The 13,448-nt window shown below is 47.8% G+C and carries 11 protein-coding genes; 2 read left to right on the top strand and 9 right to left on the bottom strand.

The features are described from left to right. Positions 1–21: 21 nt before the first annotated feature. Positions 22–1,488: an IMP dehydrogenase gene (gene guaB, locus KV201_RS07545; protein ID WP_006085677.1), complete on the bottom strand. Its 1,467-nt coding sequence runs from the start codon at positions 1,486–1,488 to the stop codon at positions 22–24. 120 nt (positions 1,489–1,608) lie between these two features. Here guaB and xseA point away from each other — a divergent pair, with 120 nt between their 5' ends. After that, entirely contained in the window at positions 1,609–2,955 is a 1,347-nt protein-coding gene (gene xseA / locus KV201_RS07550) for an exodeoxyribonuclease VII large subunit (protein ID WP_226058961.1), read from the top strand. A gap of 120 nt (positions 2,956–3,075) precedes the next feature. On the opposite strand, the gene der is transcribed toward xseA, so the two are convergent. The 8 genes from der to KV201_RS07590 all read right to left on the bottom strand — a co-directional run bounded on the left by der (position 3,076) and on the right by KV201_RS07590 (position 12,065). Next, positions 3,076–4,542, bottom strand: a complete 1,467-nt coding sequence (gene der / locus KV201_RS07555) for a ribosome biogenesis GTPase Der (protein WP_006082478.1) — start codon at positions 4,540–4,542, stop codon at positions 3,076–3,078. A 79-nt stretch (positions 4,543–4,621) separates the two neighbouring features. Further along, complete coding sequence (gene bamB, locus KV201_RS07560) at positions 4,622–5,809, bottom strand: outer membrane protein assembly factor BamB (protein WP_006082479.1); 1,188 nt, start codon at positions 5,807–5,809, stop codon at positions 4,622–4,624. An 11-nt stretch (positions 5,810–5,820) separates the two neighbouring features. Beyond that, positions 5,821–6,441, bottom strand: coding sequence for a tetratricopeptide repeat protein (locus KV201_RS07565; protein ID WP_226058962.1), 621 nt, complete (start codon positions 6,439–6,441; stop codon positions 5,821–5,823). Between the two features lie 24 nt (positions 6,442–6,465). Beyond that, the gene (gene hisS / locus KV201_RS07570; protein WP_006082481.1) at positions 6,466–7,746 is read right to left on the bottom strand and encodes a histidine--tRNA ligase; all 1,281 of its coding nucleotides are present in this window, start codon (positions 7,744–7,746) and stop codon (positions 6,466–6,468) included. 145 nt (positions 7,747–7,891) lie between these two features. Continuing rightward, complete coding sequence (gene ispG, locus KV201_RS07575; RefSeq protein WP_006082482.1) at positions 7,892–9,007, bottom strand: flavodoxin-dependent (E)-4-hydroxy-3-methylbut-2-enyl-diphosphate synthase; 1,116 nt, start codon at positions 9,005–9,007, stop codon at positions 7,892–7,894. Positions 9,008–9,055: 48 nt separating this feature from the next. Next, complete coding sequence (locus KV201_RS07580; protein ID WP_226058963.1) at positions 9,056–10,126, bottom strand: RodZ domain-containing protein; 1,071 nt, start codon at positions 10,124–10,126, stop codon at positions 9,056–9,058. Beyond that, the gene (gene pilW, locus KV201_RS07585; RefSeq protein ID WP_006082484.1) at positions 10,123–10,911 is read right to left on the bottom strand and encodes a type IV pilus biogenesis/stability protein PilW; all 789 of its coding nucleotides are present in this window, start codon (positions 10,909–10,911) and stop codon (positions 10,123–10,125) included. The genes KV201_RS07580 and pilW overlap by 4 nt, the downstream gene beginning before the upstream one ends. A 32-nt stretch (positions 10,912–10,943) precedes the next feature. Continuing rightward, positions 10,944–12,065: a bifunctional tRNA (adenosine(37)-C2)-methyltransferase TrmG/ribosomal RNA large subunit methyltransferase RlmN gene (locus KV201_RS07590; RefSeq protein WP_006082485.1), complete on the bottom strand. Its 1,122-nt coding sequence runs from the start codon at positions 12,063–12,065 to the stop codon at positions 10,944–10,946. A 150-nt stretch (positions 12,066–12,215) separates the two neighbouring features. On the opposite strand from KV201_RS07590, the gene KV201_RS07595 reads away from it, so the two are divergent. Beyond that, positions 12,216–13,307, top strand: coding sequence for a CNNM domain-containing protein (locus tag KV201_RS07595; RefSeq protein WP_006085682.1), 1,092 nt, complete (start codon positions 12,216–12,218; stop codon positions 13,305–13,307). The last annotated feature ends 141 nt before the right edge of the window (positions 13,308–13,448 follow it).

Here is a 13,448-nt window from a genome sequence, read left to right on the forward strand (position 1 = left end):
GCCGCCCCTCTTATCAAACGATTAAGAACCTGAACGGTAGTTCGGCGCTTCTTTAGTGATAGTCACATCGTGCACGTGGGACTCGCCCATACCCGCTGAAGTCACTTTCACAAATTGGGCTTTTTCATTCAGTTCTAGAATGGTGGCACAACCTGTTAAGCCCATGCATGAACGCAGACCACCCATATGTTGATGGATGATTTCCTTCAACTTGCCTTTGTAAGGCACGCGCGCTTCAACACCTTCTGGGACTAACTTATCGGCAGCATTATCTGATTGGAAATAGCGGTCAGAGGAGCCTTGAGACATAGCGCCTAAAGAACCCATGCCGCGATAAGATTTATACGCACGGCCTTGATAAAGTTCAGTTTCGCCTGGTGCTTCCTCAGTTCCCGCAAACATTGAGCCCGCCATGATACAAGATGCACCCGCGGCTAATGCTTTGGCTAAGTCACCAGAGAAACGAATACCACCATCGGCAATCACAGGAATACCTAGGCTCTTCATGGCTGCGGCAGCATCTGAAACGGCTGTGATTTGTGGCACGCCAACACCAGTTACGATACGAGTCGTACAGATAGAACCAGGGCCAATACCCACTTTAACTGCGTTAACGCCTGCTTCGACGAGCGCTAATGCACCTTCAGCCGTGGCAACGTTACCACCGATAATTTGCAAATCAGGATGTTTAGCGCGAGTTTCACGAATGCGTTGTAAAACGCCTTCTGAATGTCCGTGGGAAGAATCGATAAGTAATACGTCAACGCCAGCTTTAACGAGTGCGTCAACACGCTCCTCGTTACCTGCGCCCGCACCAACTGCAGCGCCAACACGTAGACGGCCTAACTCATCTTTACAGGCGTTAGGTTTACGTTCGGCTTTCTCGAAGTCTTTAACTGTGATGAGGCCTTTCAGCTTATAGTTATCATCAACCACAAGCACTTTTTCGATACGGTGTGAGTGCATCAATTTTTGCACTTCATCTAATTTAGTGCCTTCAGCAACTGTGACTAAACGCGCTTTAGGCGTCATCACTTCTTCTACCGTTTTGCTCCAATCCGTCACGAAACGTACGTCACGGCCAGTAATGATACCGACCAGCTCGTTGGCTTCGTTAACCACGGGATAACCCGCAAAACCATTCTTCAGTGTTAACACTTTCAGATCGGCTAAGGTCGTTGATGGCGTCACAGTTACAGGTTGTTGAACCACGCCCGCTTCGTAAATTTTTACTTTACGAACTTCTTCGGCTTGTTTTTCAATGCTCATGTTTTTATGAATAAAGCCTAAGCCGCCTTCCTGCGCCATAGCGATCGCAAGACGAGCTTCGGTTACTGTGTCCATAGCGGCAGACACAAGTGGGATATTCAATTCAATGGTATTGGTCAGGCGAGTTTTAAGAATGGCGGTATTTGGGAGTACAGTCGAATGCGCAGGAACAAGCAACACATCGTCAAAAGTAAGCGCTTCTTTAATTAAACGTAGCATATGCAACATCTCCCCAGTTGAGTAGGATTTAGAGGTGAAATATTGCGGCGGGATTATACCTTGCATATCGGCACTGGTAAATGGAAAATAGCAAATATCCCCATTTAATTGAGTAATTCAATGCAAGGCACCAAAAACAATATTTATACTGTCTCGCGGCTCAATGGTGAAGTCAGACAAATTCTCGAGGGACAACTAGGTAAAATTTGGCTCAATGGCGAAATATCCAACTTTTCCTCCCCCAGCTCAGGTCATTGGTATCTCACCTTAAAAGACCACTCTTCCCAGATCCGTTGCGCCATGTTTAAAGGCCGTAACCAAACGGTCAGCTTTAAGCCCATCAATGGTCAGCAAGTGTTAGTCAAAGGCGCGATCAGCGTGTATGAACCCAGAGGCGACTATCAATTATTAATTGACTCCATGCTGCCCGCAGGGGATGGATTACTCGCCCAGCAGTTCGATGCGCTCAAAATGAAGCTCGCCGCCGATGGATTATTCGCCGCCGACACCAAAAGACCATTGCCGAAAAATATCCAACGTATTGGCGTTATTACTTCGCCAACCGGCGCAGCGATTCGCGATGTTCTACACGTACTCGCAAGGCGCGACCCTTCAATTGAAGTCATTATCTATCCGACTCAAGTTCAAGGCGAAACTGCAGCGCAGAGTATTTGTCAGGCAATCAATATCGCCAACCAGCGTTTAGAGGTCGACGTATTACTGCTTACCCGTGGCGGCGGTTCGCTTGAGGATTTGTGGTGTTTTAACAGCGAAGCCCTCGCCCACACAATTTATAACAGCGCCCTGCCCGTGGTCAGCGCCGTCGGCCATGAAGTCGACACCACCATTAGCGATTACGTTGCCGATATTCGCGCCCCAACACCGTCTGCAGGTGCCGAGTTGTTATCCCAAGATAGCGACAATAAGGCGCAAAAACTCGCAACAGCCTTATCGCGCCTGCAACAAAGTGCAAAACATTATCAGCTCAAACAAGAAAGACGACTCAGTTTGCTTGAGCACAGACTGCAGCGCCAAGATCCCAAACGGACCTTGCAGCAGTTCGAGCAAAGATTCGATGAGATGCAATTAAGACTGGAGTCGGCGCTGTCGAATCGCTTGCACATACTCAGCCGCCGTCAGCAGTTGCTCGCAAGTCGCCTTGAACAGCAATCTCCCAAGCATAAGCTCACCATTGAGGGTAACCGCCTAAGTTATCTTGCGAGTCGCTTACAGGATGCATTACAGGACAAACTGAGCCAAAGTGAGCAACGGATAAAATACGCGGCCCATCAACTCGAAACCGTCAGTCCGCTTGCTACCTTGAGCCGTGGTTACAGCATCACCACTGACATCCACAATCAAGTGGTCGACTCTGCCGATAAACTGACAATCGGTGATAGCCTGCAAACCCGCTTGCGCCATGGACAAGTGATTTCAACCGTCACTCAGATCAAGCCGCTCGAATAAATCTACATGACGCTGAAATAGTCTAACCAAGGCTGGCATAGTTTAAGTAAGACTGAAATAGTCTTAAAACACAAAAGGAACCCTAAGGTTCCTTTTGTTTCAAATGTGTCTGAAAAAACACTATTTGGTTTTTCTGTCTTTGATATGGCTTTGTGCGCGCTTGCGGCGACGCTCTTGACTCATAGTCAACTTCTCAGTCTTGTTTTCAAATGGGTTATCACCCTCTTGGAAACGTAGCTGGATTGGCGTACCCACCACTTTCAATGAACGACGGAAGTAGTTCATCATGTAGCGCTTGTACGAGTCAGGCAGTCTACTCACTTGGTTACCGTGAATGACCACGATTGGCGGATTATAACCACCGGCGTGAGCGTATTTAAGCTTCACTCGGCGACCATTCACTAATGGCGGCTGGTGATCGTCCTGCGACATTTGCATGATACGTGTCAGCATAGAAGTACTGACGCGGCGCGTAGCACTGTCGTAAGCTTCTTCAATCGATTCAAATAAATGGCCAACACCTGTACCGTGCAGCGCCGAAATAAAGTGAATACGGGCAAAGTCGATAAAACCAAGACGACGGTCAAGCTCGCTCTTAACGCGATCTTTAATACCTTGGTCGATACCATCCCACTTGTTGACGGCAATAACTAAAGCGCGACCCGCATTGAGTGCGAAACCTAACAGACCTAAATCTTGCTCGGCGATACCTTCACGGGCATCGATGATAAGCAACACCACGTTAGCATCTTCAACTGCTTTCAAGGTTTTGATCACTGAGAATTTCTCAATGACTTGATGTACTTTACTGCGACGACGAACACCCGCGGTATCGATAATCACGTACTCGCGACCTTCACGTTCCATTGGAATGTAAATACTGTCACGGGTTGTGCCTGGTTCGTCAAATACCACAACACGCTCTTCACCTAGAATACGGTTAGTCAGGGTTGACTTACCGACGTTAGGTTTACCGATGATCGCCAGCTTGATAGGCAAATCTTGCAGACGCTTTTGCTCAGCTTCCGCTTCTTCTTCGGTATATTCGCGCTCTTCGGTAACTTCGTCTTCGCCTTGACGCACAATGCCCATCGCTTCGGCATAAGGAGTCAGCGCGTATTCAATCATGTTGGTCACGCCGCGTCCTTGAGACGCCGCCATTTGGTAAACTTCACCTAGACCTAAAGACCAAAACTCGGCACAGGCCGAATCGGCATCGATACCGTCAACTTTGTTCGCAACCACGAAAGTGGTTTTTTCACGGCTACGTAAGTGCTGTGCAATCGACAGATCCGCAGCAGTTAAACCCGCGCGCGCATCAGTCATAAATAGAACAACATCGGCTTCTTCAATGGCGGCAAGGGATTGCTCAGCCATTTTCGTCTCGATCCCTTCTTCAGTGCCATCGATACCGCCGGTATCGACCACAATGAACTCATAGCCGGATAAGAATGCTCGACCATATTTACGGTCACGTGTTAGGCCAGGAAAGTCAGCAACCAGCGCATCACGCGTGCGCGTAAGGCGATTAAATAGGGTGGATTTACCGACGTTCGGCCGACCAACAAGGGCCACTACAGGGATCATGATTTTGCCTCTAAAAAACTTTTCAATAAAAAGCCCCCGGAACACACTTCCAGGGGCTCTACAAGGATAACACTTTTAACTATGGAAGTGTTACAACAGCTAACTTTCCACTGCGACCTTGAACATAGATTTTATCGTCAACCACTAATGGCTGGCTGTATAATCCAGAGCTGTCCACTTGGACACGACCCACAATCGTCCCTGTACTGCGATCGATGAAGTGTAAATAACCTTCGAAATCACCCACAACTAAATAGTCTTTATACACAGCTGGTGACGTCAGAGTGCGGTTAGCTAACTCTGAGTTGCTCCACAGTTCTAGACCGTTACGCTTATCAACTGAGTAGATACGGCTGTGGTCATCAACGACGAACAAGCTTAAGCCCGCTGATGCTAACTCGTTAAAGCTAGAATACTTACGTGTCCACACAACTCGACCCGTGCGCAGTTCCATCGACACTAAGTTACCGTTGTAGCTCACCGCATATAAGTTGTCGCCAAGGATCAGCGGCGTCATATCCACGTCGGCCATACGCGTAAACTCGTTACCGCCAGTTGGATTGTAAATCGCCTGTTCCCATGCAGCTTGACCATTGTTTTTAATCACAACAGCCACTTTGCCATCGGCAGTACCGATGAAGAAACCACCCGCTTCGTAAGCTGCAGAACCGGTACCGCGCAGGGTCAGATTCGGCAATTGCATTTCATACACCCATAACTTAGCGCCAGTATCGACGTTAAAGGCTTCGAGTGAACCTGAGCTGGTGCTGACAACCACGACGTCATCGGCAACCGTTGGGGCCGACAGTAATTCTCCGCCCGCAATCACATGCCATAACACTTGGCCATCTTCGGCGTTCAGCGCGGCTAACAGCCCGCTTTCACCACCTAAAAAGACTTTATTACGCGCAGCAGTCACGCCGGCGGCAATACGCGCACCTTTGTTTTTTGCTAACGCGTTATCACGAAATTCTTCGCTGAAATCTTTAGTCCAAACGCGCTCGCCAGTCGCTTCATCAAACGCGGTGACTTCGCCATAGCGATCGGCAGCAAAGATTTTTCCATAACGAACTGCGGGAGCGAGGCGAGAATAATAATCACCCACACCATCACCGACAGAGGCGCTCCAACTTACTTCAGGGAACACTGTCGCCTGAATGGCAGTTAACTCACTGACAGGCTCGTCTTCAACATCGCTCGACGAACAGGCGGATAACATGGCCAGACTTAATCCGGCGGCTAGCAGGTTTTTGCACCAAGACTTCATCAAGGGATCCCTTATGCCTGATTTAGGCTATCAAGTTTGATTTTAAGCGCTGGGCTTGTCACCACACCACCATTGTCCATGGCAGCTTGATAAGCTGTTTTCGCTTTCTCAACTTCACCTTGACGTACTAAGAAATCACCTTTTAATTCATCGCGCTGGGCGAAGAAGGCTTTATCTGTGACTTGATCTAAGGTCGCCAGAGCGGCGTCAATTTGACCTTGCTCGGCTTGGATTCGGGCTACACGTAAAGTGGCAATCACATCTAAACCAGCACCTGGCTTAGCCGCGATAACCTTGTTCAAGGCTTCGATTGCTTTAGGGTAATCCTTGGCTTCTACCGCCGTTTTTGCCACGATCAGTTCTAACAGCGCTTGATAGCCCTTTTGATCATGACTTTTAGAAAACTCGGCGACGCCCGCAAGCATTGCAGTTTCATCGGCTGATTTAGTGGTCAACTCGTGGAAGGCTTTTGAGGCTTCTTCCGCTTGGGCCACTTTAACGTCAGAATAATAATTCCACGCATACAGGCCGCCTAAACCGACGACGGCACCGATTAAAATTGAATTTCCGTAATCTTTCCAGAACTGCTTGATAGCATCAACTTGTTGTTCTTCTGTGCTATAAATTTCCACGCGCACGTCCCCTTATATGATCTATTACTTAATGGCCAGTTCAGCTAAAAATGCGCCTAAGGCACTTCGAGCTACCCGTTGTTGTTCGATGTCATTGCGTAAATGTTTAACCGTCACCATACCTTCGGCAAGTTCATCTTCGCCTATCAGTAACGCCACACTCGCACCGCTTTTGTCGGCACGTTTCATTTGTTTCTTCACGTTGCCGCCACCGCAGTGACTCATCACTTTAAGGTTTGGCAGCGCGCTGCGTAATTCCTGCGCAATTTTAATCGCTTCAACTAGACAGCTATCGCCCATGGCAGTGACATACACATCCACTTCTGACGGAATATCTTTGTTTAGCTCTAAGGTTTCAAGCAGCAAGACAATGCGCTCTAAGCCCATAGCGAAACCCACCGCTGGGGTATCTTTACCGCCTAATTGGGCAACTAAGCCGTCGTAGCGACCACCGGCAAGTACTGTACCTTGCGAGCCTAAACTCGATGTAACCCATTCAAATACAGTGCGATTATAGTAATCTAAACCACGAACAAGGCGCGGATTAATGGTGTATTTGATACCCACTGCGTCAAGTAGTTCACGCAATTGTGAAAAATGTGTCTTCGATTCTTCACCGAGGAAATCCATCAACTCAGGTGCACCAGCCAAAATAGCTTGGACATTTTGATCTTTTGAATCTAATACCCGCAGCGGATTGCTGTACATGCGACGCTTGCTGTCTTCATCGAGCGCATCTTTATGCTGCTCTAAAAACGCAATCAAAGCATCACGGTAAACCGCGCGCTCAGCAGGATCGCCTAAGGTGTTCAGCTCTAACGACACGTGATCGCTAATACCAAGTTTTTCCCACAGGCGTGCCGAAAGCATCAAGACTTCAGCATCAATATCCGCAGTGCCTATGCCATAGACTTCCACACCAAATTGGTTAAATTGGCGATAACGGCCTTTTTGTGGACGCTCGTGGCGGAACATAGGACCCATATACCAAAGACGTTGTTCTTGGTTATACAGCAGACCGTTTTCGTTACCCGCCCGCACTGTCGATGCCGTACCTTCTGGGCGCAGCGTTAAGCTGTCACCGTTATTATCTGCGAAGGTATACATTTCTTTTTCAACAATATCAGTCACTTCACCGATAGAGCGTTTAAAGAGATCGGTATTTTCCACTATTGGAGTGCGGATTTCGCTGTAACCGTAAGCACTGACGCTCGAACGTAGTACCGCTTCCACTTTTTGCCATAGAGGACTTTGAGTTGGCAGAATGTCATTCATTCCGCGAATCGCTTGGATCTGTTTTGCCACTGTATCGACTCGTCCGATTTAGCTAAATTAATAAAAAATGTCACGCATTATAGGCTTTTGAACGTAAAACGTAAAACGACCCCGTCGGTTTCGGGGCCTAGCTCAAAATCATTAGGCGTAATCTATGCCCAAATGCAGATGCATATTACTCAGTTGTGTCTTTTATTTGAATACGGTTCGCCATTTGACTGGCCTTAGCGCGAATTTTCGCTTCGAGGGAATCGACAATGTTGTCGTTATCAAAACGTTCTTTTTGACGTTCGCCCTCGTCGTAATATCCGCTCTTATTGTGTCCGCCGGTTAACCCGATGTGCGACACTAAGGCTTCGCCTGGACCGTTCACTACGCAGCCGATAATAGACACATCCATAGCAGTAGTCACGTCTTCGAGGCGACGCTCTAACTCATTGACTGTGCTTATCACATCAAACTCTTGACGGGAGCAAGATGGGCAGGCGATGAAGTTAATCCCGCGGCTACGGATCCGCAGCGATTTTAAAATGTCAAAACCGACTTTAATTTCTTCGACAGGATCGGCGGCAAGGGAAATACGCAGGGTATCACCGATACCTTCGGCCAATAACATGCCTAAACCCACTGCCGATTTAACAGAACCTGCGCGTGCGCCGCCCGCTTCGGTAATACCCAAATGCAAAGGCTGACGAATTTGCTTTGCCAATAAACGATAGGATTCAACCGCTAAAAACACGTCGGAGGCTTTCACGCTGACCTTGAATTGGTCGAAGTTCAATCTGTCCAGAATGTCCACATGGCGCATGGCTGATTCGAGCAATGCTTGTGGCGTGGGCTCTTTGTACTTGTCCATCAGATCTTTCTCTAATGAACCGCCATTCACCCCAATACGGATGGGAATATTGTGGTCACGGGCGCATTCAACCACGCTGCGAATACGCTCTTCATTGCCAATATTGCCCGGATTAATACGCAAGCAATCGACACCATACTCAGCAACTTTTAAGGCAATGCGATAATCGAAATGGATGTCGGCCACTAAAGGCACGTTGACCGCTTGCTTAATGAGTTTAAAAGCTTCAGCCGCATCCATAGTCGGTACTGAAACACGTACTATGTCGGCACCGACTTTTTCCAAGGCACGAATTTGAGCGATAGTCGCTTCAACGTCTGTGGTCTTAGTATTGGTCATTGACTGAACGGCAATCGGCGCCCCATCACCAATCGGTACATTACCCACATAGATGCGGGTGGAAGGACGTCTTTTTATGGGAGTTTCATTATACATGCTTAATACGCTCTATTTCGGTACGTGCTGCAGATCATTACGCGGTCGTTAGGCTCTCGGCAAGGTTAAACGTGCGACACGTCCCTTGGGGAAATCCGCTAAGCTAACCATTTGACCATCTAAGCTTAAGGTCGCCACATGGGGTGCCCCTAAAATAATTTTAAACGGTGGCACACCGCTCACTTGTACTGCAGCGCCGGCGCCTTTCACACCATCGACTAAGGCTTTGCCTTTAGCATCGACAATGTTTATCCAGCAATCACCGGTTAACTGAACATCAATAATTGATTGTCCAGCAACAGCGACCAGAGTGTTGACTGAGGTGGCTGGCGATGTTGAGGCAGGTAAAGGCGTTGCGGTGGCAACTGGCTGTTGAGCTACAGATTGTTGAGCTACAGTCGCGGCCGTTTGCGGCCCAGTGGTGGCAGCGATAGCTGAGCCACCATCTTCATTGCTCGTATCCGCCGTTTGAGGATAATTGTTGTCAGTAGGCCCTGTGCTCACGTCGATAGTACTGGCATCGGTATCTTTAATCGGACCGTCGATTGACATAGAGCCGTTAGCCGCTATTTCAGTCAATTGCTGGCTGGCATCAGTTTCGGTCAATAGCACGTCACCGGGCAGCGTTTGATTCACCGCAGCGACCTCTTCGGCCGTAGGCTGTGACACATCGATAGTGCTTAACAAGGTCGTTTTTTGCATCCACCAGACGACTAACGAGCCGAGTAACACAATAACGATAAAAATACTCAGCCAAGTTAAACGTGTATCGCTAGCTTGGTAAGTCGTCTTACGTGAAAAGCTTTGCATAGCAGGCTCAGTCACCACCGGCACTTGCCGCACTAAACACGCTTCAATCAAGGCCGCATCGGCACTGACCATACGGGCATAGTTTTTCACATAGCCACGAACATAAGTGGATGAAGCTATATTGGTAAAATTGTCAGCTTCAATGTCTTCAATAATGCGAGGACGTAGATGCAGTTTAACCGCCGCATCTTGAATGCTAAGGCCCATTTTTTCGCGGGCGTCTTTTAATAAGGTTCCAAGCGTTACATCTAGCGCGACTGATTGCGGAGCTACCGACTCAACTGGCGCATTGGTTTCATGATCTTTCATTGATGCAAATTAACTCTGTATTGCTTGGCCTGAGGTGATGCTGGGAATTTGGCAAGCAATAAAATACCAAATCTCTTCACAGCGGCATCATCATTCACTGCCTGCTCTATTTTGATTCCGAGCGCTAAACTTTCTGGAGTTTGCTCAGCCACTTGGTGATATCGCGCTAATTGGTTTCGCGCCTGAATAAAATCACCTTGGTCGACTTCTAACTCTGCCATCTCCAGCAACGACACCGATCTTCTCGGGTCATACTTTAACGCCATCTGAAAATACTGTCGTGCCTTTTCTGCTTGTCCTGCTTCACGGCTACAGAGACCTAAGTTCTCGTAGCTTGAGGCCGTTCGCGTATATTTAGGCATCTCGATTGCGGCCAAAAACATTTTTTCAGCTTTGTCGTATTGCTTTTGTTGACACAAAAACACCCCGAAATTATTCATGGAATCGCCAGAGGCGTCCTTGGTACTAATGGCATTCATGTACGACTCTTCGGTACGTACTAGATCGCCCACGGTTTGATAGTAATAAGCCAAAGCAGTATGCACATCTTCGAGCTCTGGAGCATATTCTAATGCTTTATCAAGATTGTATTTGGCTTGCTCCGAGTTACCTCGATTTAAATAGGTTAAGCCGAGCTGCAAACGCTCGCGCGCGGCGGCGACTTTGTCTAACTTTCGTTCCGAAACAGGAATATCTGTCCCAGTATAAGTACGCTCAGTAACGCACCCTGTCATCAATAATGACAGGGTTAAAATCAACGAAAACCTTGGCAATCCATGCTTCATGGGCAAGCCTATAAATCTGTGCAAACAAAGAGTTAATTCATTGTGACTGAAATCTGGTTTTCTTGCATGCGTTTTTTTGCTAAACGTTTCGTTCTATCGCGAATATCACCAGCTAACTGACCACAAGCTGCATCAATATCATCGCCACGGGTTTTACGCACGATCACTGTAAAACCGTACTCCATTAGCACCTTAGAAAAACGGTCGATACGTGAGTTAGATGAACGGCCGTAAGGCGAGCCAGGATACGGGTTGAATGGGATCAGATTCACCTTACAAGGTGTATCTTTCATCAACTTAGCCAACTCATGGGCTTGATCTGTGCTGTCGTTGATGTGATCTAGCATCACGTATTCAACCGTCACGCGGCCACGGTTTGCATTGGACTTGGCGATATAACGACGAATACCCGCTAGAAACTCATCCAGCGGATATTTTTTATTGATTGGGACCAGAATGTCACGCAGCTCATCATTTGGCGCATGGATACTGACGGCAAGTGCCACATCGATGGCATCACCCAGCTTATCTAACGCTGGCACTACGCCAGAGGTTGATAAGGTCACGCGGCGTTTTGATAAGCTAAAACCAAAATCATCGAGCATGATATCCATCGCAGGGATCACATTAGCTAGGTTGAGCAATGGCTCACCCATGCCCATCATCACGACGTTAGTGATCGGACGCTCGCCCGTGTCTTTTGCAAAACCTAAAAAGTGCGATACGCGCCAAATTTGGCCAACGATTTCAGAAACCGTTAAGTTACGGTTAAACCCTTGCTGACCCGTGGAGCAGAAAGTACATTCGAGGGCACAACCCACTTGGGATGAAACACACAAGGTCGCGCGGTCATCCTCAGGAATATAAACCGTTTCAACTTCTTGGCCTTGACCAACGTTGATCGCGAATTTAATCGTCCCATCGGTCGATTTTTGGAAGCTCGAAATTTCCGGCGCAACGATCTCACAGCGTGCCGCCAATTTTTGACGTAACACTTTGTTGATGTTGGTCATCTCTTCGAAGTCACTGACACCGAAATGATATAGCCATTTCATGAGCTGATCGGCACGAAAGGGTTTCTCTCCCATGTCCGCAAATAATGCGCGCATCGCCTTACGATCAAGGTCTAATAAATTGATCTTCTTTTCACTCATATAGCTAACCTCAACACCAAAACCGGATCCTGTAACAGGGCGGCGAATTATACAGACGCAAATAAATTTTAGCCAGTAACTCAATTAACCTATGCTAGAATCTCCACGGGCTAATGTTGGCCTAAAATACGGAGTTGTAATTCCACCTATATGTTAACCCTCATCATTATAGTGCTTGTCGCTGTCGGAGTTTCTTTTCTGTGCAGTGTGTTCGAAGCTGTTCTGCTATCGGTTACCCCAAGTTATATCGCATCACTCGAACAAACTGACAGTGCCGCAGCCGCGCGCTTGCGTAAACTGAAAGAAAATGTCGAAGCCCCTTTGGTGTCAATCCTTACGTTAAATACTATCGCCCATACCGTCGGCGCCGCCGTTGCGGGTGCGCAAGCAGCGAAAGTATTTGGTGACGATATGTTGGGTGTTTTCTCGGGCGTATTGACCTTTATTATTCTGTTCTTCTCAGAAATCATTCCTAAATCATTGGGTGCCAACCATTGGCGTCGCCTCGCACCGAGCGTTTCTGTTGCCGTGATGTGGATGAAGCGTGTCACTAGACCGCTGATCTGGATGTCGCAGCAAGTCACTCGTTTGATGGGCAAAGGTGATGAAGGCCATTATATCCGCCAAGAAATGAGCGCTATGGCCAAAATCGGCCATGAATCCGGTGAGCTTGATGAGCAAGAGTCAAAAATTCTGACACAAATGCTCAAGGTACGTGATATGCCCGTTACGGCAATCATGACGCCGCGCACTGTGATGTTCTCGCTGCCAGTGGATCTGACTCAAAATGAGTTTGTGCGCCAATATCGCGACAAACCTTTTACCCGTATTCCCGTGTACGACCAAGATCATGATGATGTGATTGGTTACATTACCCGCACCGATGTGTTGCTGGCTGAGCGTTACACGCCAGAAGCGCCGATTGGTGAGCTTAAACGGAGTTTATTTGTGGTGCCTGAAACCGCAAAAATTCTGCCACTTTTTGAGCGTATGATTAAGCGTAACACCCAAATTGCTATGGTGGTCGACGAGTACGGCAGTAGCCAAGGTATCGTGACTCAAGAAGATATTATCGAATCTATGTTAGGATTAGAGATTGTCGATTTAAACGATCCCGCGACCGATATGCAGCAATTAGCACGTAAACTTTGGACTAAGCGCATGAAGCAAAAAGGTATTCGCCTATCCGATGACGGTGATTTTGAAGCTGCATCCGATGATGACGAAGCCAAATCCGGCTGAAGGCTAAGCAAATTTAGTGCTTGTTAATATAAAGGGAGCCTAGCTCCCTTTATTCTTTTAGAATGCAAATGACTCAGAACCGTCTGAACCTCGCATTTTGAGGTCGCTTGGGTATATACTCACCCGCCGTAATAGAGGTAA

This window comes from Shewanella sp. SR1 (assembly GCF_020447145.1).
GTDB lineage: Bacteria > Pseudomonadota > Gammaproteobacteria > Enterobacterales > Shewanellaceae > Shewanella > Shewanella baltica.